Annotated in this window: 20 protein-coding genes; 13 read left to right on the forward strand and 7 right to left on the reverse strand. The window is 70.6% G+C overall.

Annotated features, from left to right (window positions below):
- Positions 1-71 precede the first annotated feature (71 nt).
- From OG293_RS04890 to OG293_RS04910, 5 genes are read left to right on the forward strand one after another with little or no spacing between them, the layout of a single operon-like run.
- Positions 72-1100, forward strand: coding sequence for a methyltransferase (locus tag OG293_RS04890; protein WP_405997518.1), 1029 nt, complete (start codon positions 72-74; stop codon positions 1098-1100).
- A 6-nt stretch (positions 1101-1106) separates the two neighbouring features.
- Entirely contained in the window at positions 1107-2135 is a 1029-nt protein-coding gene (locus OG293_RS04895; RefSeq protein WP_405997519.1) for an LLM class flavin-dependent oxidoreductase, read from the forward strand.
- A 31-nt stretch (positions 2136-2166) separates the two neighbouring features.
- Entirely contained in the window at positions 2167-3378 is a 1212-nt protein-coding gene (locus OG293_RS04900; RefSeq protein WP_405997520.1) for a nucleotide disphospho-sugar-binding domain-containing protein, read from the forward strand.
- Positions 3378-4232: an LLM class flavin-dependent oxidoreductase gene (locus OG293_RS04905; RefSeq protein WP_405997521.1), complete on the forward strand. Its 855-nt coding sequence runs from the start codon at positions 3378-3380 to the stop codon at positions 4230-4232. The genes OG293_RS04900 and OG293_RS04905 overlap by 1 nt, the downstream gene beginning before the upstream one ends.
- A 43-nt stretch (positions 4233-4275) precedes the next feature.
- Positions 4276-4968, forward strand: coding sequence for an SDR family NAD(P)-dependent oxidoreductase (locus OG293_RS04910; RefSeq protein ID WP_405997522.1), 693 nt, complete (start codon positions 4276-4278; stop codon positions 4966-4968).
- Positions 4969-5227: 259 nt separating this feature from the next.
- On the opposite strand, the gene OG293_RS04915 is transcribed toward OG293_RS04910, so the two are convergent.
- Positions 5228-6724, reverse strand: a complete 1497-nt coding sequence (locus tag OG293_RS04915; protein ID WP_405997523.1) for a peptide MFS transporter — start codon at positions 6722-6724, stop codon at positions 5228-5230.
- Between the two features lie 223 nt (positions 6725-6947).
- Between OG293_RS04915 and OG293_RS04920 the strand changes: the two genes are divergently transcribed.
- Complete coding sequence (locus tag OG293_RS04920; RefSeq protein WP_405997524.1) at positions 6948-8147, forward strand: cytochrome P450; 1200 nt, start codon at positions 6948-6950, stop codon at positions 8145-8147.
- A gap of 72 nt (positions 8148-8219) precedes the next feature.
- Here the strand turns inward: OG293_RS04920 and asnB are convergent, their stop codons facing one another.
- The 5 genes from asnB to OG293_RS04945 all read right to left on the reverse strand — a co-directional run bounded on the left by asnB (position 8220) and on the right by OG293_RS04945 (position 13127).
- Complete coding sequence (gene asnB, locus OG293_RS04925; protein ID WP_405997525.1) at positions 8220-10061, reverse strand: asparagine synthase (glutamine-hydrolyzing); 1842 nt, start codon at positions 10059-10061, stop codon at positions 8220-8222.
- A gap of 11 nt (positions 10062-10072) precedes the next feature.
- Positions 10073-10561, reverse strand: coding sequence for a hypothetical protein (locus OG293_RS04930; RefSeq protein WP_405997526.1), 489 nt, complete (start codon positions 10559-10561; stop codon positions 10073-10075).
- A gap of 2 nt (positions 10562-10563) precedes the next feature.
- A complete protein-coding gene (locus tag OG293_RS04935) occupies positions 10564-10806 on the reverse strand; it encodes a ferredoxin (RefSeq protein ID WP_405997527.1) in 243 nt (80 codons plus the stop codon).
- Between the two features lie 13 nt (positions 10807-10819).
- Positions 10820-12028: a cytochrome P450 gene (locus OG293_RS04940; RefSeq protein ID WP_405997528.1), complete on the reverse strand. Its 1209-nt coding sequence runs from the start codon at positions 12026-12028 to the stop codon at positions 10820-10822.
- A gap of 67 nt (positions 12029-12095) precedes the next feature.
- Positions 12096-13127 (reverse strand): methyltransferase, encoded by a 1032-nt coding sequence (locus OG293_RS04945; RefSeq protein WP_360884611.1) that lies wholly within the window; start codon positions 13125-13127, stop codon positions 12096-12098.
- Positions 13128-13423: 296 nt separating this feature from the next.
- Here OG293_RS04945 and OG293_RS04950 point away from each other — a divergent pair, with 296 nt between their 5' ends.
- From OG293_RS04950 to OG293_RS04960, 3 genes are all read left to right on the forward strand, one after another.
- Complete coding sequence (locus OG293_RS04950; protein ID WP_405997529.1) at positions 13424-14221, forward strand: SDR family NAD(P)-dependent oxidoreductase; 798 nt, start codon at positions 13424-13426, stop codon at positions 14219-14221.
- A 92-nt stretch (positions 14222-14313) separates the two neighbouring features.
- Positions 14314-15327, forward strand: a complete 1014-nt coding sequence (locus OG293_RS04955; protein ID WP_405997530.1) for a methyltransferase — start codon at positions 14314-14316, stop codon at positions 15325-15327.
- Positions 15328-15407: 80 nt separating this feature from the next.
- Complete coding sequence (locus OG293_RS04960) at positions 15408-16418, forward strand: methyltransferase (RefSeq protein WP_405997531.1); 1011 nt, start codon at positions 15408-15410, stop codon at positions 16416-16418.
- 79 nt (positions 16419-16497) lie between these two features.
- Here the strand turns inward: OG293_RS04960 and OG293_RS04965 are convergent, their stop codons facing one another.
- Complete coding sequence (locus OG293_RS04965; RefSeq protein ID WP_405997532.1) at positions 16498-16977, reverse strand: MarR family winged helix-turn-helix transcriptional regulator; 480 nt, start codon at positions 16975-16977, stop codon at positions 16498-16500.
- Positions 16978-17128: 151 nt separating this feature from the next.
- Between OG293_RS04965 and OG293_RS04970 the strand changes: the two genes are divergently transcribed.
- The 4 genes from OG293_RS04970 (at position 17129) to OG293_RS04985 (ending at position 23457) form a co-directional block, all read left to right on the forward strand.
- Entirely contained in the window at positions 17129-18895 is a 1767-nt protein-coding gene (locus tag OG293_RS04970) for an MFS transporter (protein ID WP_405997533.1), read from the forward strand.
- A 68-nt stretch (positions 18896-18963) separates the two neighbouring features.
- Entirely contained in the window at positions 18964-20607 is a 1644-nt protein-coding gene (locus OG293_RS04975) for an FAD-dependent monooxygenase (protein WP_405997534.1), read from the forward strand.
- A gap of 37 nt (positions 20608-20644) precedes the next feature.
- Positions 20645-21271 (forward strand): hypothetical protein, encoded by a 627-nt coding sequence (locus OG293_RS04980; RefSeq protein ID WP_405997535.1) that lies wholly within the window; start codon positions 20645-20647, stop codon positions 21269-21271.
- Positions 21272-21351: 80 nt separating this feature from the next.
- The gene (locus OG293_RS04985; RefSeq protein ID WP_405997536.1) at positions 21352-23457 is read left to right on the forward strand and encodes a multicopper oxidase domain-containing protein; all 2106 of its coding nucleotides are present in this window, start codon (positions 21352-21354) and stop codon (positions 23455-23457) included.
- Positions 23458-23475 lie beyond the last annotated feature (18 nt).

Below are 23475 nucleotides of genomic sequence, written 5' to 3' on the forward strand. Positions count from 1 at the left end.
GGCCCGTGCCAAAACATGGCCCGGGCACGCCACGACCCCGCCCGTCCGGTAACCGAGAAAGGAGTTCGTCTGTGACGACTCACGCTTCCCTCACGGACACGTCCAGCCCGGAGGCGCTCATCCGGCTCGGCACCGCCTTCTGCACGGCCAAGATCCTGCTGAGCGCGCTGGAGCTGGACCTCTTCTCCACCCTCGGCGCCGGACCCGTCACCAAGGACGAGCTGGTCTCGTCGGCGGGCCTGCACCCGCGCGGGTCGGACGACTTCCTCGCCGCGCTCGTCACCCTCGGCCTGGTCGAGTTGCGGGACGGCAGCTACCGCAACAGCCCGGCCGCCGACCGGTTCCTCGACCGCAACAAGCGCAGCTACGCGGGCGGATTCCTGGAGCGCGCCAACTCGATGCTCTACCCGGCGTGGACGAACCTCACCGAGGCGCTGCGCACCGGCGAGCCGCAGGTCAAGGGCAAGGAGGGGGACATCGTCGGGCAGATGGGCGACGACCCCGACCATCTGCGCCAGTTCCTGGGCATGATGGACTCGCTCAACAGCCTGGTCGCTCCCAGGCTCGCCGCCGCGTTCGACTTCTCGGCGTACGAGACCTTCGTCGACGTCGGCGGCGCCCGCGGCAATCTGTCCGCGCTGCTCCTTCAGACGCACCCGAAACCGAAGGCGACCGTCTTCGACCTGCCGCACATGGGCTGGGCCTTCGACGAGCACATGGAGAAGCTGGGCACCCGGGAGCGCATCTCCTTCGTGGGCGGCAACTTCTTCGTCGACCAGCTCCCCGAGGGCGATGTGCTGATCATGGGGCACGTCCTGCACAACTGGAACGCCGAGGAGCGCCAGGGCCTGATCGCCAAGGCCTACCAGGCCGTTCGGCCCGGCGGTGCGCTGCTGGTGTACGACCGCATGGTCGCCGAGCAGCCGACCGATCTGGTCAATCTGCTGATCAGCCTGGACATGCTGCTGGTCACCCACACCGGCTCGGAGTACAGCGCCGACGACTGTGCCGGATGGATGCGCAAGGCGGGCTTCTCGCGCACCGAGTCCAAGGTGCTCAGCAACACCGACGCGCTCGTCATCGCCCACAAGGACGAGTGACGCGCGATGCGACTCGGGATCAATCTCGTTCCCCAGGGCTGCGCGGAGACGGCGCAGGAGGCCGAGCGCCTCGGCTACGACGTCGCCGCGGCGCCCGAGGGGTTCCGCTCGGACGCCGTCTCCGTGCTCGGCTGGGTGGCCGCGCGCACCAGCCGGATCGGCCTGCTCTCCACGGTCATCCAGATCCCGGCGCGTACCCCGGTGAGCATGGCGCTGACCGCGGCCACCCTGGACGGTCTGTCCGGCGGCCGGTTCCGGCTCGGGCTCGGGATCTCCAACTCCCATGTGACGGAGGGCTGGCACGGTACGCCGTTCACCAAGCCGCTCGCACGTACGAGGGAGTACGTGGATGTGGTGCGGCGCACGCTGGCACGCGAGGAAGTCGTCTACGCCGGCAAGCACTTCGCGCTTCCGATGCCCGGCGGCGAGGGTGGCGCGTTCCGGCTCACCACCGAGCCCGCGCATCCTCGGCTGCCGGTGTATCTGGCGGCGGTGGGACCGCGCAGCCTCCAGCTGACGGGTGAGATCGCCGACGGCTGGGTGGGAGTGTTCTGCTCCCCCGAACTCGCCAGGGAGGCGCTGGCCGAGCTGCGTACGGGACGGCAGCGGGCGGGACGCGAGCTGGACGGTTTCGACGCCTTCGTATCGGCTCCCATGGCCGTCGGCTCGGACGTACGCTCGGCGGCCGAGGCCATCAGCCACTATGTCGCCCGCTTCATGAGCCTCGGCGACAAGGACAGCAACTTCTACTACCGCCTGGCCGTGCGGATGGGCCACGAGAAGGCCGCCGACGAGGTCCAGGACCGCTTCCGGGCGGGGGACGCGCGCGGCGCGGCGGCGGCCGTGCCCGTCGAGTTCATCGACAGCACTTCGCTGCTGGGTCCGCCGGAGCGGATCGCCCGGCGGATGTCCGACTTCGCGTCGGCGGGAGTGACCACGCTGGGCATCTCGCCCTACGCGCCTACGCGCCAGGGGCAGTTGGCCCTGGTGCGCGCCGCGGCCGAGGCGCACCGGCAGGCAGGTCTCGGCGGCTGACGAGCAACGCACGGAAAGGGGCGAGCGACAGATGCGGGTGCTGTTCACGAGCTGGGCATGGCCGACCCACTACTACCAGATGGTGCCGCTGATCTGGGCGCTTCGGGCGGCCGGTCATGAGGTGCGGGCGGCCAGTTCGCCTTCGCTGGTCGCGACGATCGCCGCGTCCGGTGTACCGGCCGTGTCGGTCGGGGACGACAGTGTGGATGCCGTGGCCCGGATCCGCGGCTACATTCCCGGGCGGCCGTCAGAACCGGCCCTGGAACGGCCGACCCGGGCCCAAGGGCCCCGGGCGGTGTCGCTCTTCGCGGATCTGGCGTCGGCGATGGCGGACGACCTGGTGGAGTACGGCCGCGGCTGGCGGCCCGACCTCGTCGTCTTCGAACCGACGGCGTACGCCGGTCCTTTGGCCGCCGCCGTGCTCGGGGTGCCGGCCGTACGCTTCCCGTGGGGCGCGGATCTGATGCACCGCGCGGGGGCGGTGGAGCTGGAACGTGAGGTGATGGCGCCCCTGTGCGAACGCTTCGGCCTGCGGGGTGTCGATCTGCTCGGCAGCCTGTCGCTCGACCCCTGCCCGGCCGCCATGCAGGTCCCGGAGGGTGAGGCCACGCGACCCGTTGTACGGCAGCCGGTGCGCCCGGTCCCGTACAACGGCTCCGGGCCGCTGCCCGTCCCGCTCCCGCCGGCCACCCGCCGCAGGCCGCGGATCTGCGTCACCTGGGGCACCACCGTGGGCCGGCTCCACGACGACATGTTTCTCGCCCCGCGGATCGTCGCCGCGCTCGACTCCCTCGACGTCGGGATCGTCGTGGCGGTCGCCCGTGAGCAGCGGCATCTGCTGGGCGATGTGCCGGAGCGGGTGAAGGTGCTGGAGTCCGTGCCGCTGCACGCCGTGCTCCCCCACTGCGACGCGGTGGTGGCCCACGGCGGCGCCGGGACCATCCTCACCTCGCTCGCCGCCGGGCTGCCGCAGCTGGTGGTTCCCCAGCTCATCGACCACACCTTCAACGCCCGGCGGTTCACGGCCACCGGCGCCGGGCTGAGCCTGGGCAAGGACGACGCCGGGCCCGAGCGGATCCGTACCGCCGTACTCGACCTGCTCCAGGCACCCGCCTACCGCAAGGCCGCCGAGGACGTACGGGACGAAATCGAACGGCGTCCTTCGCCGGCCCGCGTCGTCGACGTCCTCACCGGGCTCGCCGCCGCGGGCCCGGTAGCCCAACCGGCCGAAGGAGGCCGCTGATGCTGATCGGTGCGGGACTGCCCTCCACCGTCCCCGGCGCCCGCCGGGACCAGATCGTCGACTGGGCGCGCCAGGCCGAGCAGTTCGGCTTCTCCACGCTCGGGGTCCTGGACCGCCTGGTGTACGACAACTACGAGCCGCTGATCACGCTCGCGGCGGCGGCGGCCGTGACCGAACGGATCCGGCTGACGACGACGGTGCTCACCGCGCCCTACCGCAACAACACCCCGCTGCTGGCCAAGCAGTTGGCGTCGCTGGACCGCCTTTCCGGTGGCCGGCTGACCCTCGGTGTGGCAGCGGGAAACCGGGAGGACGATTTCGCGGTGTCGGGTGTTCCGCACACCGCGCGCGGACGCGTACTGGACTCGCTGCTGGTGGACCTCGGCCGGATCTGGCGCGGCGACGGCCTGGGCCAGGACCGTCCGGTCGGGCCCACGCCCCGGCCGCTGCCCCCGGTGCTCGTCGGCGGCACCTCCGACGCCGCCTTCCGGCGTGCGGCGCAGTACGGCCACGGCTGGATCGCCGGCGGCAGTTCCCCGTCCGGCTACCGGGCCAATGCCGACCGGGTCTCGGCCGCGTGGGAGAAGGCGGGGCGGACGGACAGGCCGCATCTGGTGACACTGCTCTACTTCTCGCTCGGCGCCGGGGCTGCCGAGCGGGCGAAGGAGTACCTGCTGGACTACTACGCGTTCAGTGGCCGCGCCGAGTCCATCGTGGGCATGGCGTTCACCGACGCCGACCGGCTGCGGCGGGCGGTGAAGGAGTACGAGGAGGCCGGCTGCGACGAGATCGTCTTCATGCCGTGCGGCAGCGACACCGGCCAGCTCGAACTCCTCGCCGACGCGGTGCTGTGACGTGCTGCCGCGCGACCCGCTGCTGTGAAGGGACTGACGGACGATGACACCGGTACCACGCTCCCGTACCGCGCTGGTGACGGGCGGCAATCGGGGGCTCGGCCTCGCGGTCGGCGCGCTGCTGCACACCCGGGGGTTCCGGGTGGTGCTCGGCGGGCGGGACGAGGAGGCGGTGACGGCCTCCGCGCGCTCGCTCGGCGAGGGTGCCGAGGCCGTCGTCCTCGACGTCCTGGAGAACTCGTCGGTCAAGCGCGCGGCGGAACGGGTCGGGCACGTCGACGTCCTGGTGAACAACGCCGGGGCGTTCCTCGACCGCGGTGACCCGCCGTCCGCCGTGCCGCTGTCCCTGGTGGAAGCCACGCTCGCGGTGAATGTGCTCGGCGCGTGGCGGGTCTCGCAGGCCTTCGTCCCGGGGATGGTGGCGCGGGGCTGGGGCCGCGTGGTGATGGTCTCCAGCGGGACCGGCTCGTTCACCAACGGGCTGTTCCCGCAGGCTCCGGCGTACTCCGCGTCCAAGGCCGCGCTGAACGCGGTGACCGTGCTGCTCGCGAAGGAGACAGATGGCACGGGGGTGCTCGTGAACGCCGTGAACCCAGGGCTGGTACGGACGCGGATGCGGCCGGACGCGGAGCGGAGTCCGCGGGAGGCGGCGGGGGACATCGTGTACGCGGCGACGCTGCCGGACGGGGCGGCGAGCGGGGTGTTCTTCCGGAGCGGGGCGGTTGTGGGGTGGTGAGTGCGCGGCGGTAGGACGGGCCGGTGGTGCGGCTCGGCAGGACGCGAGGGCCTCCCGCCCCGGCGGTGGACTGTCCCGCCGGGGCGGCGATGTGTCCGCCTGCGGCGGGCCTGTTCCCCACCCCGTCCGGGGGGACCCCGGCGTGCTGAATCAGCTCGGCCGGTCCGCCATCGCCGGCGGGGCGCGGAAGTTGAGCCCCGCCGGTGATGGAGGCTCGGGGTGCGGGGCGGAGCCCCGGGCAGGCCGCGCCCCGCACGGGTCAGACGCCCAGCCGCCCGCGCAGACGACCCGCCGCCAGAGCCAGCGCCGCCCCCACCACCGCCGCGACCCCCGCCATCACCAGGAAGTAGCCGGGCCCTGGCAGGTTGTCCTCCGAGAAGCGGACCGCCTGGCCGCCGACACCCGCTCCGAGCGCCGCCGCCAGCCAGAAGACGCCGATCATCTGGCTGATGAAGGTCGCCGGGGCCACCTTGGTCGTGACGCTCATCCCCACCGGCGCGAACGACATCTCGCCACAGGCCTGGAAGAAGCAGGCCACCAGCAGCCACAGCGGTGACACGTCCTTGCCGCCCGACGCCGCGACCGTCGCCAGTGCCATCACCACCAGGCTCGTGGCCATGAAGGCGAGCCCGCAGGCGAGCTTCGCCGGGGCTCCGACGCGGTCGCCGAGCCGGACCCAGAGCCGCGCGAACACCGGGGCCACCGCGATCATGAACAGCGGGACCGCGGACTGGAACCAGCTCGCGGGGATCGTGAAGCCGCCCACCGTGCGGTCCGTGGACACCTTGGCGAAGAGGCTGAAGACCGAACCGCCCTGGACGAAGATCATCCAGAAGATCGCGGCGGCGAGGAAGACCCAGATGTAGGCCCTCACCCGCTGTCGCTCCTCGGCGGTCACTTCACGGCTGCGCAGCAGATACGAGAAACAGGCGACGGTGGCCCCGATGGCGAACAGTCCGGCGAGCATCAGCACATGACGGAGGCTCAGTGTCCCGGCCGCCGCGTCCGCTCCGAGGATCAGGCCCACGGCCGCGAGGATCACCAGGGCACCCCGCAGCACGCGCCGGCGTTCGTCGTGGCCGGCCCTGCGGGTCGGCTCGTTGCCGACGTGCCCGAAGTGGGCACTGCCCCGTACGTACTGGAGCACGCCGAGCGCCATGCCGAGCGCGGCGACGCCGAAGCCCAGGTGCCAGTCGACCAGTTCGCCGAGCGCGCCGGTGACCAGCGGTGCGACCACCGCGCTGATCTGGATGCTCATATAGAAGATGGAGAATCCGGCGTCGCGTTCGGCGTGCGCGTCACGGGGGTAGAACGCGGCGAGCATGGTCGCCAGGTTCGGCTTCAGCAGACCGGTGCCGACGGCGAGCAGCCCGAGACCGCCGTAGAACGTCGGCAGGGTGGGCACGGCCATGAGGCAGTGGCCGAGCGCGATGACGATCCCGCCGTACAGGACGGCCCTGCGGGCGCCGAGGATCCGGTCGCCGATCCACCCGCCGGGCAGCGACGCCATGAAGACGGTCGAGAGGTAGACCCCGAACAGGGCCGCCGCCGTGCTGTTGCCGAGCCCGAGTCCGCCGTCGGCCTTCGGCTCCGAGGCGTACAGGAAGAGCAGCGCGGCCATGCCGTAGAAGCTGAAGCGCTCCCACATGTCGGTGCCGAACAGCGTGACGAACCAGCGGGGCCGGCCGAGGAAGGTGCGCGGGCCGGCCTCCGGTTCCTGGTCGCTGGCCACCCGTGCCGTGGCATCCGTAGTCATCCGTCCTCCTCATACACGTATGTGCGCGCAGGCTGACAGGGGTTCCTTGAAACGGACTCGATGCCGCCGTCTCCATCGAGCCGGGCTCCATCGCGGGTCGAACCCGGGCTGTCACGATCCGCCTGACGCGGTGCGCCACCCCGTGCGGCGACCTCGCGCAACCGCCCCCTTCGACCGCCCCCTTCGACCGACAGATGCAGCCAGAACCAGAAGGAGTCACGCGATGACCGCTGAGGATCCTCCGCGCACCTTTCCGTTGCCGGCGCCCGATCCGCTGGAGCCGGCGCCGGAGTTCGCGAAGCTGCGCGAGTCGGAGCCCGTCGCGCCGCTGACGCTGCCCACCGGCCACCGGGCATGGGTGGTGACCCGCTACGAGGACGTACGGCAGGTGCTCGCGGACCCACGGTTCAGCAAGGCCGCGCTGACCGCGCCGGACGCGCCGCGGCTGCTGCCGGTGGCCAAGGGCTCGAAGTCCATCTTCACGATGGACCCTCCGGAGCACACCCGGCTGCGGAAGCTGGTGACCAAGGCGTTCACCGCGCGCCGGATCGAGCAGCTGCGCCCCGCGGTGCGGCAGACGGCGGACCGGCTGGTCGACGGCATGGCGGCCGAAGGCACGCCCGCCGATCTGATCGGGCATCTCGCGCAGCCGCTGCCCATCACGGTCATCTGCGAACTGCTGGGGGTGCCCTACAGCGACCACGAGCGGTTCCGGGAGTGGACCGATGTGATGCTCAGTGTCTCCGCGGCCCAGCACGAAACGGTGATGGAGGCGCGGATCAGCCTCAACGCCTATCTCTCCGAGCTGATCGAGGCCAAGAAGGCCGCTCCGGCGGACGACCTGCTGACCGTGCTCATCGACGCGCGCGAGGAGGGTGACCGGCTGTCCCAGGAGGAGCTCCTCGCGTTCGGGCACACACTGCTGGTGGCCGGATATCACGCCACGACCGGCGAGATCGTCGGGGCGCTGATCACTCTGCTGCGCAAGCCGGACCTGTGGGAGCGGCTGCGCGCGGACCGGAAGGCTGTACCGGGCGCGGTGGAGGAGCTGTTCCGCTACTCGCTGGCGGGCGGCGGCGCGGGCGCCATGCGGATCGCGACGCAGGACATGGAGCTGGGCGGGGCACTGATCCGCGCGGGCGAGGCGGTGCTGCCGGCGATCACCTCGGCCAACCGCGACGCCTCGGTGTTCGCCCGGCCCGACGAGGTCGACATCGAGCGTGAGCACAACCCGCATCTCACCTTCGGCCACGGGCTGCACCACTGCCTGGGCGCGCAGCTGGGCCGGATCGAGCTCCAGGAGGCGCTGGGCGCGCTCCTCGACAAGGTTCCCGGGCTGCGGCTCGCGGTGCCCGCCGGGGAGCTGGAGTGGGTGCGGGGCATGGCGTTCAAGCGTCCCCGGACGCTGCCCGTGAGCTGGTGAAGGACGGCAGTCGCAGATGACGGTGCCCCCGGCCGATGGGCCGGGGGCACCGTCGTCCGCGCTCCAGAGGCCTCAGAAGTCGAGGGCCAGATCGTACGCGGACAGCCACTCGTTGAGATGCAGGGCCATGTCGACCTCGATACGGGTGAGCCGGCCGGCCGCCGTCCGGTCGCGCCGGACGTCCTCGACGACGGTGGGGTTGAGCAGCGGCAGCACCGGCGCGTCACCGGTGGCCACAAGCTTGCCGAACTGCTCCTGGACGTATGTGTCGTAGGCGGTGTCGTTGGAGATCGGGTAGCCGGTCTTGGGCCGTTGCAGGATGGACGGGGGCAGCAGATCCTTGACGGCCGCGCGCAGCAGGCTCTTCCACTGGCCGTCGAAGGTCTTGAACGCTCGTGGCGCGTTGAAGACGTACTCCTGCAGCCGGTGGTCGCAGAACGGCACCCGCACCTCCAGCCCGAGCGCCATGCTGAGCCGGTCCTTGCGGTCCAGCAGGGTGCGCATGAAGCGGGTGAGGAAGAAGTAGGTGCACTCGCGGAACTGCTTGTCCCGGCCGCTCTCTCCGGGAAGGTTCGGCATCCCGGAGATCGCCTGCCGGTACTGGTCCCCTTGATAGGAGGTGACGTCCAGGCGGGCGGAGAGCGGCCCGAAGAGCGCGGGCAGCCCGAGGTTGTGGGCGAGCGTCCACGGCAGGGTGCCTGGCCGGCCGTACTCCGGGTGGTGGAACCAGGGGTAGCCGCCGAACAGTTCGTCGGCCGACTCGCCGGTCAGCGCGACCGTGGACTGTCCGCGGATCGCGCGGAAGAGCAGATACAGGGAGATGTCCATGCTGCCCGGTCCGGCGATGAGGACCGGCCAGTCCATGGCCCGGACCACCGCGCGCCGCACCGACGCCTCGATCATGTCGTCGTTGCCGAGCACGATGTGGTTGTGGTCCGCGCCGACATGGTCGACGACCTCGTGGACGTACGGCGAGTCCGGCGTCGGATGGGTGAGGTCGGGCTCGAAGTTGTCGAGATAGCCGGCGAAGTCGACGGCGAAGGAACGGACCTTGCCGCTGCCGTCCTGCCGTTTGGAGATGGCCGCGAGAGCGGTGAGGGTGCTGGAGTCCAGGCCGCCGGAGAGCATGGTGCACAGCGGTACATCGCTGACGATCTGCCGCGTGACGATGTCCTCGAGCAGTTCGCGGACCGTACGGATGGTGGTGGGCAGGTCGTCCTCGTGCTCGTGCGCCTCCAGCTTCCAGTACCGGCGCAGACTGCTGCCCCCGCGGCCGACCTTGAGCACATGTCCGGGGGTCAGCTCCGGCATGTCGCGGATGGCGCCGATGCCGGGGGCCTTGGTGCCTGCGAGGATCTCCCGCAGGCCGTCGGCGTCGACGGTGCGGCTCGCGAGCCGGTTGGCGAGGATGGCCTTGGGCTCGGAGCCGAAGAGGACTCCCCCGTCGGGCAGTTGCTGGTAGTAGAGGGGCTTGATGCCCACCCGGTCGCGTACGAGCAGGAGTTCTTCGCTGCGGGCGTCCCAGATGGCGAAGGCGTACATGCCGTTGAGCCGCTCGACGAAGGTCTCACCCCACTCCAGATAGGCGCGCAGCACGACCTCGGTGTCGCTGCGGGTGAGGAACCGGTGGCCGCGGCCGGTCAGCTCCTCGCGCAGCTCCTGGAAGTTGTACACCTCACCGCTGTAGGTGAGGCTCGCGAGGACCTGGCCGTTCTCCTCGGCGACCATGGGCTGGCGGCCGCCTTCGAGGTCGATGATGGACAGCCTGCGGTGGCCGAGGGCCGCGCGCTCGCTGATCCATACCTCGCCCGCGTCCGGTCCCCGCAGGGCCATGGTGTCGGTCATCGCCTGTACGGCGGCGGTTTCCCGGCGCAGATCTCGTGTGAAGTCCACCCACCCAGCGATGCCGCACATTGCGTCTCTCCTCAGAAGTCGTCGATGCCGAAGCGGGTGCCGGTCACCTTGGCGCGCACGGTCAGAAGGATGTTCCCGGCCGCGTCGACGGCGGTTCCGGTTCCGTCCGAGACGAAGGTCGTGGGCGAGGTCAGCCTGGCTTCGTGGCGGATCCTGACCTCGTACCGGAAGGCTCCGGCGCCATCGGTCCACAGATGGCGCAGTACGAAGACGAACCTGCTCTCGCCGGTTCTGCGCCAGAGGCCCAGCCCGGTGTGCGAGGCGTTGATGGTCTGGACGACGAGCTGGCCGTCGCCGCCGAACGAGAAGTGCGCGCGCTCGATCTCGCCGGGCCGCTGGTCGATGGTCACCTGCACGGCCCAGACGCCCGCCGGGCCGGCGCCGTGGTGCGCGGAGGCGTCGGCTGCCGGGGCGGTGACGGCGGCCGTCAGGCCCGCTGCCGTCACCGCCCCGGTGCCCTTGAGCAGCCGACGGCGAGTGGTCGACGGTCTGCCGGACATGGTCACTCCTCGTTCTGTACGACGGACCGGCCTGTGCGCAGGTCGGTGACGGAGATGGCCTCCGCCGGGCAGGCTTCGACGACCTCGATCAACTCCCCGTCGGGGGCGACAAGTTCATCGACCGGGCGGGTGCGGAGCTGGTCGTCGACGGTGAAGTAGCGGGGGGCCTGGGCCGTGCAGATACCACTGCGCCTGCAGGCACGGTCCACCGCGATCCGCCACTGGGAGGTGGCCTGTGTGGTCATGGCCGGCCCGCCCTCACCAGGTGACCGGAAGGTTCGCGAGCGCCCGTGCGGTGAGGCCGGTCTTCCAGGTCAGCCACTCCACCGGCACCGCCAGCCGGAGCGTGTCCGGCAGCTTCTCGATCAGAGTCCGCAGGGCGATCCGCATCTCCAGCCGGGCGAGCTGCGCGCCGAGGCAGTGGTGCACGCCGTAGCCGAAGGAGAGATGGACGTTCGGGGTGCGCTCGACGTCGAAGCGGCCGGGGTCGGCGAAGATCTCCTCGTCGTGGTTGGCCGACCCGAGTGCGGCGATCACCGCTTCGCCCGCGCGGACGGTCACCCCGCCGATCTCCAGGTCCTCGGTGGCGACCCTGAGCTGGGTGCCGGTGAAGACGAACGGGTTGTGGCGCAGCAGTTCCTCGACCGCGCCGGGCACCAGCTCCGGCTTCCTGCGGAGCAGGTCCAGCTGTTCGGGGTGCTGGAGGAGGGTGAAGAGGGCGATGCCGAGCGAGTTGGACGTGGACTGGTGCCCGACGGTCATCAGGATCATCGCGAAGTCGAGGAGTTCCTCCTCGGACAGCGACTGACCCTCGTCGCGGGCGTGCACGAGCACACCGAGCAGATCGTCGGTGGGCTTCTCGCGGCGGTTCGCGATCAGGTCCCGCAGATAGCCGACGATGCTGCCGCGGGCCTCGCCCACCTCCTCGCGGGTGTGGCCGCCGAGGCTGAAGATGACCTCGCTCCACGCGTGCAGCCGGTCGCAGTCCTCGTACGGAACCCCGAGGAGCTCGAAGATGACCTTGATCGGCAGGCTGAGCGCGAAGCAGGACATCAGGTCGACCGGGTGCGGGGCGACCAGTACCAGTCCGGCCTGCTCGTCGGCGAGCTGCTGGATCCTCGGCCGCAGGGCCTCCACGCGGCGGGCGGTGAAGGCCTGCATGACCAGTCGGCGCAGCCGGGAGTGGTCGGGCGGATCCATACCGAGGATGGTTCTGGGCCCGGGGCTGGTGTTGCCCATGCGCGGCGCCCCGGGCCGCTCCGCCGCGGCGCGGCTCAGGCGCGGGTCGACCAGCGCCTGGCGTACGTCCGCGTAACGGGTCAGCAGCCAGGCCCGGTCGCCGGTCGGCAGGGTCACCCGGCTGACCGGAGCGGACTCGCGCAGGCGGGAGAACTCCTCCGGCGGCTCGAAGCCCTCGGGCGGGGGCGCCGGGAACGGAAACGTGAGGAGGTCCTCGTCGATCGGCATCGCTACCCCTTCTCTGTGTGTGAAGTGCCGCGGCGGCCGCCGTGAGGCGGCCGGAACGCGGCGTCCCTCACTTCTTGCGGCCGACCAGGAGGATGTCGTTGGTGGCCAGGAGCTTCGCGGTGACCTCGGCGAAGCCGGCCTCGTCGAACCACTTCTTGGCGTCGTCGACGTGGTACTCGGAGCCGCCGTGGGTGACCACGAGCATCGTGAGACTGGTGAGCAGGTTGTTCAGCGGGCTGAGCTCGTCGTCGAGCATGGGGTCGTAGACGAGCAGGAAGCCGCCCGGCTTCAGGCCGGCAAACGCGCTCTTGATCAGCTGCTGGCGGCGCTCGGGGGACCAGTCCTCCAGGACGTGTCCGATGATGACGACGTCGGCCGTGGGAACCGGGTCGGCGAAGAAGTCCCCGCCGTGGAAGGCGATCTTGTCCTTGAGGCCGAGTCCGCCGATGTGGTCCTCGTACGCCGGCTGGACGGTCGGCAGGTCGAAGACGGTGCCGGTCAGGTGCGGGTGGGCGTCGATGATGGTGGCGAGCAGATTGCCGCGCGCGCCGCCGACATCGGTGACGGTCTTGACGGAGCTCCAGTCGAACTCCTTGGCGAGCTCCGGGCCGACGGCCCAGTTGAGCGCGTCCATCATGGCGACGAAGTCGCGCATCTGCTCTTCGCTCTTGTACAGGTGCTTGAACATGTTGTCGTCGCCGTGGCCCTCGATCTGTGACTCACCGGTCTTCAGCGACTCGGTGAAGCCGCCCCACGCGGGGTACAGAACGGCGTTGGAGCGGTCGAGGAAGCGGCCGACATAGGTGCGCTTGCCCTTGACCAGGTGGGTCTCGGACGCCTCGCTGTTGCCGTACTTGCCGTCCTTGCGCTCCAGCAGGCCGAGCCGGACGAGCGCGTTCAGGAACTCACGGGAACCGCGTGAGTGGAGGCCCAGCCGTTCGCGGATCTCCCCCTCGGTCGCAGGCCCGGTCTCGCTCAGCTTGGTGAAGAGCTCGAGTTCGGTGGCCGTCAGCAGGACCTTGGCGCTTCCGAAGGCCATGCCCAGTCCGACGATGTCTTGGAGGCTCAGCGAACCCTGCTTTTCGGGTGTGCTTGTCATGCGCCAGGTCCTTTCCCGGTGGGACGAAGAGACGTGCCTGCGCCGTGGCCTCCCGCTACGCCGGGACGGCGCGGTGAGAGCCGCGAGCACTATTGGTGCCGCGCCTCGAAGACCCCTGGAGACCGGACAGAACCCCGCGCACCCGTGCCGTACCGAGATCAACCGACGGGCGGGTCCACCGGTCTTCGAGTGGATCTCCAGTGCGCTGCTGTAGCCATGAATCAGCTCCGTGCCCGGTGACGGCCGGGGCTGGACCTGTTGCCGAGCCGGCCACGGCCGGGGGGACGGAGCATGGCATGGAGTTGGGACTGACCGGCAAAGTCGTGCTGCTCACCGGGGGCAGCGGAGGGATCGGCCGGCCCCTCGCGCGCTCCTTCGGCCGTGAGGGCGCGAGGGTGGCGCTGACGTATCTGCGGCGTGCGGACGCCGCGAAGGACGTGGCTGCCTCGATCGAGGAGGCGGGCGGCGAAGCGCTGCCGGTGCAACTCGACCTGACGGACCGGCAGTCCATCGAGGCGGCGGTGGGCCACGTGGTCGACCGATGGGGCGGGATCGACGTCCTGGTGGTCAACGCATCGGCGACGGGCGGCCCCAGTCCGAAGCCCGTCGGCTTCGAGGAGATCGCCGTCGACAGCTGGCTGCCGCTGCTGCGCTCCGAGGTGGAGGGTGCCTTCCACACGGTTCAGTCGGTGCTGCCGGTGATGAAGCCCCGCGGGTGGGGCCGCATCGTCTTCATGTCCGCGAGCATCGTGCACCGGGGCCGCAAGGGCGAGGAGGCGTACACCGCCAGCAAGGCGGCGCTGCACGGTCTCAGTCGCACCCTGGCCACGGAGCTGTTCACCGACGGCATCTTCAGCAATGTGGTGGCCCCCGGGCCCACGGTGACGGAGGGACTGCTCGGCAAGCTCCCGGCCGCGCTCAAGGAGCGCATCGCGGACGTCACTCCCGAGGAGGCCAAGCGCCTGCTCAACGAGGGCATGCCGCATCTGCGGTTCTCCACCGTCGACGACGTCAACAACACCGTGCTGTTCCTGGCCTCGGCGGCCAACGGAAACATCACCGGAAATGTGGTCAACGTCGACGGCGGCCACTGATCACCACGGCGCGAGCCGTTCACGACCGCTCCGGAGGACAGTGCCGCCCGTCCGCACACACCGTGCCGACGGAAGGCGACAGGAGGTCACGAGTGACGTTCTCCCCGCTCGGCGCGCTGCGCCGGCTCAACCCTTTCCACTGGTCCGCCGGCCTGGTGATACGCGGCATGGCGGAGCTGGGCATCGCCGACCACCTGGCCGGCGAGCCGCGCACGGCGTCCGAACTGGCCGCCGCGATCGGCGCGCACGAGCCGAGCCTGACCCGCTTCCTGAGGGTCTGCGAGTTGCACGAGCTGATCGCCCCCCTCGCCCCGGACCGCTGGCGGCTGACCGTGGCGGGCGAACTGCTGCGCTCCGACGTGCCGTCGCTGCGCGGGTTCTCCATCGCGGTCAACGCACCGGGAATGACCCGCCCTTGGGAACGGATCGCCGAAGTCGTGCGCACCGGCGAGCCGGCCACGCGCGCGGTGTGGGGCATGGACCACTGGGAGTACTACGCGGCCAATCCGGACGAGGCGCGCAGCTACGCCGAGACCTCGGCGACGCTGTCGCTGGAGGCCGCGGACGCGCTGGTGGCGAGCTACGACTTCACCGGCGCCGAGACGGTCGTCGACATCGGGGGCAGTCCCGGCACCGTGCTGTCACGGCTGCTCCGGGAGGTCCCGGCGGCCCGCGGGGTGCTGCTCGACCTCGACTGGGCGGTCCCCTACGCCCACGAGACACTGACGCTCGACGGGGTCGCCGACCGCGCCGAGGTGGTCGCCGGGGACTTCCTGCGGGAGGTGCCGGACGGCGGCTCGCACTATCTGCTCAAGAACGTGCTCTGCGATCTCGACGACGACGGCGCCGCCCGGCTTCTGTCCGGCGTCTTCGAGGCCGCGCCCCCGGGAAGCCGACTGCTGCTCCTGGACTGGGAGTACACCGAGCACTCCTCGCACGTCCACGCCAATGACGTGGAGTTCATGGTGCTGACCGGAGGCCGTGCCCGTACGCCCGGCGAGTACGAGGACCTGCTGGCGAAGGCCGGTTTCGGCCCGGCCCGGCGACTGCCCCTGGCCGGCCATGAGCGGGCCCCCATCGTTTTGCTCGAATCCGTCCGCCCCTGAGGCCGGAGGAGAATCAGAGGTGGTATGTGATGACCAGTGATGTGACGGTAGATCAGGTACCGGCGTGCGAAGGCGCCCCGGTGATAGGACCGCCGGCCGCCCAGGGCGTCGCCGAACTCGGCTGGGGCATGTGGGCGAGCGCGACCGTCCAGGCGGCGGCCCAACTGGGCCTCGCGGACGCCGTGGACGACAAGCCGGTCTCGGTGGAGGAGCTGGCGAAGGCCGTCGGCGCGGACGCCTCGGCGCTCACCCGGCTGATGCGGGCACTCGTGGGGTTCGGCATCTTCCGCCAGGAGGGACCGGGCCGGTATTCGCACAGCGACGCCTCGCGGGCGATGCGCTCGGACGCCCCGGCCTCGCTGACCGACATCATGCTGACCGGCGGCGGCTGGGGCTGGGCGATGTGGGGCAAACTCGCCGAGAGTGTCCGCAGCGGCACGTGCGCCTTCCAGGAGACGTACGGCAAGGACCTGTTCACCTATTTCCACGAGGACGACAACGCGGCGGGCGAACAGTGCCTGCGGGGGTACGCGGCGCAGTCCCAGGCGATGAACCCGGGCGTCGTCAAGGCGCTCGACCTGAGCGGTGTGAGTACGTTCTGCGATGTCGGCGGCGGTCACGGCAGCCTGGTGAAGAGCCTGCTGGAAGGCAATCCGCAGGTGAACGCGGTGCTGTACGACCGGCCGCACGCGATCGACGCGGCGCTGCCCGAGCTGCGCGAGAGCGGGGCGCTCGCCGACCGCTGCGAGCTGGTCATAGGCGACTGCTTCGAGCGGGTACCGGCGGCGGACGTCCATCTGATCCGCCAGGTGCTGCACATGTGGGAGGACGACGCCTGCGACACGGTACTGCGCAACTGCGTGGCCGCGGGGCACCCGGGCGGCCGGGTGGTGCTCCTGGAGCAGTTGGTCGCGGACCCTCCGGAGACCCCCTGGGACGCCCTGATGGATCTGCACATGCTTCTGGTGATGGGTGGCTGGGAGCGTACCGCCGACGAGTACCGCGCCATGTTCGAACGGGCGGGCATGGAGTTCGCCGGAGTCACTCCCACGGGCACCCCGCTGCGGCTGATCGAGGGCAGGATCCCGTAGTGAAGGGCTTACTCGGGTTCCAGGAGAGCGACGCGTCGGCCGGTGCACCCTTCGGGGTGCACCGGCCGCCGTGCTCCGGTCATTTCCTCGCCCGGCCCGCGGCCCGCAACTTCACGGTCTCCTCCTGGGTGACCGGGGCAGCCGCCTGCATGAAGTCCACGACGGTCCGCAGCTCGTCGTCGCTGTACTTCTCGGACAGCTGGACGAGCGAGGCAGCGAGCCCTTCGAAGAGCGGGAAGATCTGCGCCTCCAGGTTGGGCAGCGGGGTCACGATGACGCGCCTGCGGTCCTTGGGGTCCTTGTCCCTGCGGACGAAACCGGCCGCTTCCAGCCGGTCGATCACGCCGGTGATCGCGCCGGTGGTGACGCCGTTCTCCTCGGACAGCCGGCCCGCGCTCATGGGTCCGCGCTGGACCAGGGCACCGAGGCAGTTCAGATCGAGAACGCTCATTCCGAGGCGGTCGGCGACCGCCTGCTGGAAGAGCACCGACCGGGACACCAGGTTGCGCAGTTCCAGGTCGAGATCCCGCACCAGCGCCTCACGGCCATCGCTTGACATATGTCCCGCCCTCCGTATCATCTAGCTAAGTCATTATCTTAGCGACTAAGACACTCACGCAGGAAGAGTGTCAGCCACTGATCTACCCGGCTCAGTCTAAGCCCGGCCGGGTCCCCACAGGACGCAGTGAAGATCACCGAAAGGTCGCATCATGTCCGAGACCCCAACCGTCCAGGCAACCGCCGTAGGGGCCGATCCACAGCGCAAGAAGGCGCTCATCGTGGTGCTCTTCGCGGCGTTCATGGATCTCCTCGACTCCACCATCGTCAACATCGCCATCCCGCCGATCCAGCGCGACCTGGGCGCGAGCTACGCGGCCGTCCAGTGGGTCGTGGCCGCCTATCTGCTCTCCTTCGCCGTGCTGCTCATCCTCGGCGGACGCCTCGGCGACATGTTCGGCCGCAAGAGGCTCTTCCTGGCCGGTGTCGCGGCCTTCACCGTGACCTCGGCGCTCTGCGGTATGGCCCAGAGCCCGGACATGCTGATCGCCTCCCGTGCCCTGCAGGGCGCGTCCGCGGCGATGATGGTGCCGCAGGTGCTCTCCATCATCACGGCGACCTTCCCGCCCAAGGAACGCGGTGCCGCACTGGGCGCGTTCGGCGGCGTCGCGGGCCTGGCCACCGTGGGCGGACCGATCGTCGGAGCCGTGCTGATCAACGCCGACTTCTTCGACCTCGGCTGGCGGGTCATCTTCCTGCTGAACATCCCCGTGGGCATCGCCCTGCTGGCCGCGGCCACCGCGGTGGTACGCGACTCCAAGTCGCCGCACCCGATCAAGCTCGACATCGTCGGCACGGCACTGGTCACCCTCGGTCTGCTGCTGCTTCTGTTCCCGCTGGTGCAGGGCCGTGACGCGGGCTGGCCGGCGTGGGCCTTCGTCTCGATGGTCGCCTCGGTCCCGGTCCTGGCGGTCTTCGGCGTGCACCAGAAGCGGCGCCACGCCACCAGCGGCTCGGCGCTGATCCTCCCGAGCCTGTTCCGCAGCCGCTCGTTCTCCGCGGGACTGCTGGCGAACGTCGTCTTCTTCGCCGTCGTCATCGGGCACTTCCTGATCTTCATCATCTTCCTGCAGACCGGCCTCGGGTTCTCGACGCTGCGCGCGGGCCTGACCGGGCTGCCCTGGTCCTTCGGCGTCAGCTTCGGAGCGGCGTTCTCCGCCACCGTGCTCACCGCCAAGCTGGGACGGAAGGTCCTGGTCATCGGTGCGGTACTGCTCGCAGCCGGCCTGGGCGGAATCTCGGCGACCGTCGAATGGCGCGGTGACCAGATCGGTTCCTGGTGGCTGCTGCCCGCCCTGCTCGTCGGGGGACTCGGGATGGGCATGATCATCGCCCCGATCCTGGACTTCATCCTCTCGGACGTGCCCCCGGAGCACTCCGGCGCCGGTTCCGGTGTCGTCAACGCCGTGCAGCAGGTCGGTGGAGCCATCGGCATCGCCGTCATCGGCGCCATCTTCCTCGGCTTCCTCGGCGGGGCCGCGGACAGCGCCACCAAGGACGTCACTCCGCAGCTGCGGGCCGGACTGGAGAAGGCCGCGGTGGCACCCGCCCAACAGGGCGAGATCACCGCGTCGTTCGCCCGGTGCTTCGCGGACCGCACCTCGGCGGCCGACCCCACCCAGACCCCCAAGACCTGCGACGCCCTCAACTCCGTGCAGAGCGCGGGTGCTCAGGCCGCCATCGGCGACGCGGCACAGGACGCGCGGCGGATCGCCTTCAGCACCGCCCTGCAGCGCACGATCCTCGCTCAGATCGGTCTCGTCGCCCTGGTCTTCCTGCTGGTCTTCCTGCTGCCGCGCAAGGCGCAGCACCACGAGGAGACGTTCGAGGACGAGGAGACCGAGGCGGCCGGGGCCGGTCGGACCGGGCAGGTCCCGGGCCCGTCCGCAGCCGCGCCCGCTCCGCAGAGCACGTCCTGACCCTCACCCCCTCAGGGGTCCCGCGGCACACCGCGGGACCCCGCCACCCCCGTCGAGGAGGTCCACCCATGTCGGAACAGAACACGGAGCAGGTGCAGGTACTGATCGTCGGCGGCGCGGTCGTCGGGCTGTCCACCGCGCTGTTCCTCGCCCGCAAGGGCATCCGCACCCTGCTGGTCGAACGCCACCCGAGCGCCCTGCTGCACCCGCGGGCACGGGTCATCAACCCCCGTACCGTCGAGGTCTACCGCTCCGCCGGACTTGAGGACGCGATCTTCGCCGACCGCTCCCTCACCTCCGATCTCAGCGTCAAGCTCATGGTCCGCGCCGACAACCTGGCGGGGCCGGAGATCTTCTCCGCCCCCATGCAGGACGAGGCACCGGAACTGAACTCCGCGGTCACGCCCGTGACCTGGTGCTCCATCGACCAGGACAAGCTGGAGCGCATCGTGGCGGCCCGCGCCGCCGACGAGGGCGCCGACATCCGCTGGTCCACCGAGCTGGTGTCGTTCGAGCAGAGCGAGGACCGGGTCACGGCGGTCGTCCGGGACACCGTCACCGGCGCGGAGCGCACCGTTCACGCCGACTACCTGGTGGGCGCGGACGGCTGCAACAGCGCCGTACGCGAGCGGCTCGGCATCGCCGCCGAGGGCCCGGGCACCCTCGTGCACACCGTGAGCGTGGTCTTCAAGGCCGACCTCAGCGGTCCGCTGCGCGGCCGTGACCTGGGTCTCGGCTACTTCGACCAGCCCGACAGCGGCACCCTGCTGATGCCGCTCGACGGTTCCCGCTGGGTCTTCTACACCCCCTACCACCCCGAGAACGGCGAGCGGCTGGAGGACTTCGACGAGGACCGTTGCGTCGAGGCCGTCCGCGCCGCCGTCGGCGTCCCCGACCTCCGTGTCGAGGGCCTGGAGGTGCAGATCGAGAAGACCGGCGAGAAGATCCTCGGCTTCGAGATCGCCGCACAGCTCGCCGAGCGGTTCCGCGAAGGCCGGGTGTTCCTGGTCGGGGACGCGGCCCACTCCATGCCGCCCACCGGGGCGTTCGGTGCCAGTACCGGAATCCAGGACGCGCACAACCTCGCCTGGAAGCTGGCCGCCGTGCTCGACCGCACCGCCGGAACCGGGCTGCTCGACACGTATGAGGCGGAGCGCCGTCCCCTCGCCCGTTTCACCATCGACTACGCGCTCGCCGAACTCCAGGGCCGCTCGGCGACCGACGGCCACGAAGAAGGCCAGGAGGTCGGCTACGCGGCGGCCATCCTCGGCTATCGCTACGCCACCGGCGCGCTGCTGCCCGAGAAGGACGACGACAACGCACCGCCCGCGACGGACCCGCGGCGGCTCGGACGCCCCGGCACCCGCGCCCCGCATCTCGCCGTGGTCCGCGACGGCAAGGAACTGTCCGTACTGGACCTCTTCGGCGACGCGCTCGTGCTGCTCACCGGACCCGAGGGGACCGGCTGGGAGCACGCGGCGGGACCGGCCGCGCAGCGGCTCGGCGTCGACGTCGACGTCCACCGGGTGGGCGGATCGATCGTGCCGGCGAACCCGGATGACTCCTTCAGCACCACCTACCCGGTGGGCGACGACGGAGCGGTCCTGGTGCGGCCGGACGGATGTGTGGCCTGGCGCAGCGAAGGCGCTGCCGACCAGCCGCAGCAGGAACTCGAACGGGTCCTGGGCCACGTGCTCGACCGGCTCGTGTGAAGCACACCGTGTGAAGAGAGAGAAAGGTTGAATGATCATGGCCAAGGACCAGGAACAGCAGTTCAGCGAGGCTCTGGGCTCCGTGACGAAGGGGCTGCTGAAATTTGTCGGAGGGGCGTCGGAACTCACTCTCGGCGCCGAGGAGAAGAACAGCGAGGATCTCTACCGCGGGCGCTTTGCCGGGCTGGTCCCGGAAGTGCGCACCGCCGGCGGGGTGGTGACGGTTCGCTACCCGCGCCGGCTGCACCCGTTCTCGTTCCGCCGGCACGACGGACAGCTGACGGTCAACGCGTCCGTGCCGTGGGCGGTCGAGATCGACGGCGGCGCCGGGCGCGTCACCGCCGACCTCTCGTCGCTCGAACTGACCCGGCTCGACCTCGGCGGCGGCGCCAGCCATGTGTCGGTCGTACTGCCCCGGCCGAGCGGCACGGTGCGCATCCGGATCGGGGGCGGGGCGAGCAATGTCTCCCTGCGCCGGCCGCAGGATGTACCGGCCCGGGTCAAGGTGACCGGCGGCGCGTCCCATCTGACGCTCGACAGCCAGCACCTCGACGCCGCTGGCGGCGGACTGGAGCTGGCCACGCCGGAGTTCGAATCGGCCGATGACCGGTACGACATCGAGGTTCTCGGGGGCGCCAGCTCCCTGACCGTCGACCGCCCCTGACATCAGGGACACAGGCGACGCAAGGCGGCCCGGGACATCCGGGCCGCCTTGCGTCGACCGCCCCCGACCGGAGTACTGACATGTATCTGACCCTTTCGAGGCTGGATTTCATCCTGGGCCTCATCCTGTTCCCCGTATGGCTCGCCGCGGCGTTACTGGTGCGACGGCAGGCCGGCCGCCCCTCGGCCGGACGGGCCCGTCGCACCGCCCGGATCGCTCTCGCCTTCATGACCTTCGCCCTGCTGGCGACCGCCGCCAAGGCGGTGGTGTTCGTCCGGATCGCCTCCCTCGACTGGGAGTTCGTCTCGGACCGGCGAGCGATCAGCACACTCGCGCTGCTCGTCCCGGCAGCCCTGGTGACCCTCGTCGTGTCACTGCCCCGTGTGGTGTCGGCGGCCAGGCGGCGCCCGCAGGACCGTGATGCGGCCCTGACCGACGCCGAGCGCGGGAAGGCCGCGTCCGTACGCGCTGTACTGCCGCCGCAGATCACCGCGGTCGCCTCCCTGGCCGGCTTCTTCGAGAAGTTCCTGCCACCGCACCGGTCGACGGCCGTGAACCTGGCCGTGGCCTTCGGGGTCCTGGCGCTGGTCACCGCCCTGCTCGCCGTCCGCGCACGCGGCCGGGCGTACCGGCTGTCGCAGGGAATCGCCCGCGCGCGGCGCCCGGCTGGGCGCGTCTGGGGTGTGCGTCTGGGCACCGCCGTCGTGGCGCTGGGGGCCGTGTTCGGGCTGGTCACCCTCGGACTCGACCACAGCAGGCTGCCCGGCACGTTCTCGATGATGCAGGGCGAGGCCGACTACGGCGGCGGACCGGCGGGACACCGGCACATGGCCGGCGGTCCTCATCTGCACGGCGGCTCGGGCAGCGCCGCGGCGGTCAGCGTCGACTCGCTGAAGGGCCCCCGAGCGGGCAAGCCCGACCGGGTCTTCACGCTCACCGCACAGGAGAAGAAGGTCCGCCTCGCTTCGGGGAGGACGTTCACGGCCTGGACGTACAACGGGCAGATCCCCGGGCCCGAACTGCGGGTCAAGGAAGGCGAGCTGGTGGAGATCCGGCTCACCAACAAGCTGCCCGGGAAGACCCCGGTCACCATCCACTGGCACGGCCTGGACGTCCCCAACGGCGAGGACGGGGTCGCGGGCGCGACCCAGGACGCCGTGCAGCCGGGTCAGTCGTACACCTACCGGTTCCGCGTCGATGAGTCGGGTACCCGCTGGTACCACTCCCACCAGCAGGCATCCGAGCAGGTCAAGCGCGGTCTCTTCGGCCCGCTGGTGATCGAGCCGGCGAAGCAGGCACGTCCGGTCGACCACGATGTCACCGTCGTCGCGCACGACTGGGAGACCCCGGGCGGCACCTACCCGGCGTTCGGCTCCTCCGACACCCTGGAGCGGCGGACCGCCAAGGCGGGCGAGAAGGTACGGCTGCGGCTGGTCAACAGCAGCAATCTGACGAAGACGTTCGCGCTCACCGGTGTCCCGTTCAGGGTCACGGCGCTGGACGGCACCGGCCTCAACCGGCCGGGCGAGATCAAGGACAAGCAGCTCGTGGTGGGCGGGGCGCAGCGGATGGACGTGGAGTTCACCATGCCCGCCTCGCCCGTGCGGCTGACGGACTCCGTGGCGGCGAAGTCGGGGATCGTGTTCTCCCCCGACGGCCGGGGGACGATCGAACCGAGGCTGGACGGACCGGAGTTCGACGTCACCGGTTACGGGGAGCCCACCGGCACCCCCTTCGGCACCGGCAGCGAGGCGGACCGGGACTTCAAGCTGACCTTCGACGACTGGCTGGGCTTCTACAACGGCAGGTTCGGGCTTCGCCAGACCATCAACGGCAAGGTGTTCCCGGACGCGCCCATGCTGATGGTCAAGGAAGGCGACCTGGTCCGCACCACGTTCGTCAACCGCGGCGAGGAGGACCATCCCATCCATCTGCACGGCCACCACATGCTGGTGCTGAGCAAGAACGGCAGGAAGACCTCCGGCAGCCCCGTATGGCTGGACACCATCAACGTCCGGCCCGGTGACAGGTGGCAGGTCGCCTTCAAGGCGGACAACCCGGGGATCTGGATGGACCACTGCCACAACTTCGTCCACACCGGTCTCGGCATGGTGATGCATCTGACCTACGAAGGCGTCACCACTCCGTACGCGGTGGGCGGCGCGGCGCACAACCGCCCGGAATAGCCACCGCGGCGCGGGCAG

This window comes from Streptomyces sp. NBC_00829, assembly GCF_045161795.1.
In the GTDB taxonomy this organism is placed as follows: domain Bacteria; phylum Actinomycetota; class Actinomycetes; order Streptomycetales; family Streptomycetaceae; genus Streptomyces.

Bases quoted from the DNA above. Each gene is read 5' to 3' on its own strand.
- OG293_RS04895 (WP_405997519.1), top strand. From the start codon at position 1,107: ATGCGACTCGGGATCAATCTCGTTCCCCAGGGCTGCGCGGAGACGGCG.
- OG293_RS04900 (WP_405997520.1), top strand. From the start codon at position 2,167: ATGCGGGTGCTGTTCACGAGCTGGGCATGGCCGACCCACTACTACCAG.
- OG293_RS04905 (WP_405997521.1), top strand. From the start codon at position 3,378: ATGCTGATCGGTGCGGGACTGCCCTCCACCGTCCCCGGCGCCCGCCGG.
- OG293_RS04910 (WP_405997522.1), top strand. From the start codon at position 4,276: ATGACACCGGTACCACGCTCCCGTACCGCGCTGGTGACGGGCGGCAAT.
- OG293_RS04915 (WP_405997523.1), bottom strand. From the start codon at position 6,724: ATGACTACGGATGCCACGGCACGGGTGGCCAGCGACCAGGAACCGGAG.
- OG293_RS04920 (WP_405997524.1), top strand. From the start codon at position 6,948: ATGACCGCTGAGGATCCTCCGCGCACCTTTCCGTTGCCGGCGCCCGAT.
- asnB (WP_405997525.1), bottom strand. From the start codon at position 10,061: ATGTGCGGCATCGCTGGGTGGGTGGACTTCACACGAGATCTGCGCCGG.
- OG293_RS04930 (WP_405997526.1), bottom strand. From the start codon at position 10,561: ATGTCCGGCAGACCGTCGACCACTCGCCGTCGGCTGCTCAAGGGCACC.
- OG293_RS04935 (WP_405997527.1), bottom strand. From the start codon at position 10,806: ATGACCACACAGGCCACCTCCCAGTGGCGGATCGCGGTGGACCGTGCC.
- OG293_RS04940 (WP_405997528.1), bottom strand. From the start codon at position 12,028: ATGCCGATCGACGAGGACCTCCTCACGTTTCCGTTCCCGGCGCCCCCG.
- OG293_RS04945 (WP_360884611.1), bottom strand. From the start codon at position 13,127: ATGACAAGCACACCCGAAAAGCAGGGTTCGCTGAGCCTCCAAGACATC.
- OG293_RS04950 (WP_405997529.1), top strand. From the start codon at position 13,424: ATGGAGTTGGGACTGACCGGCAAAGTCGTGCTGCTCACCGGGGGCAGC.
- OG293_RS04965 (WP_405997532.1), bottom strand. From the start codon at position 16,977: ATGTCAAGCGATGGCCGTGAGGCGCTGGTGCGGGATCTCGACCTGGAA.
- OG293_RS04970 (WP_405997533.1), top strand. From the start codon at position 17,129: ATGTCCGAGACCCCAACCGTCCAGGCAACCGCCGTAGGGGCCGATCCA.
- OG293_RS04975 (WP_405997534.1), top strand. From the start codon at position 18,964: ATGTCGGAACAGAACACGGAGCAGGTGCAGGTACTGATCGTCGGCGGC.
- OG293_RS04980 (WP_405997535.1), top strand. From the start codon at position 20,645: ATGGCCAAGGACCAGGAACAGCAGTTCAGCGAGGCTCTGGGCTCCGTG.
- OG293_RS04985 (WP_405997536.1), top strand. From the start codon at position 21,352: ATGTATCTGACCCTTTCGAGGCTGGATTTCATCCTGGGCCTCATCCTG.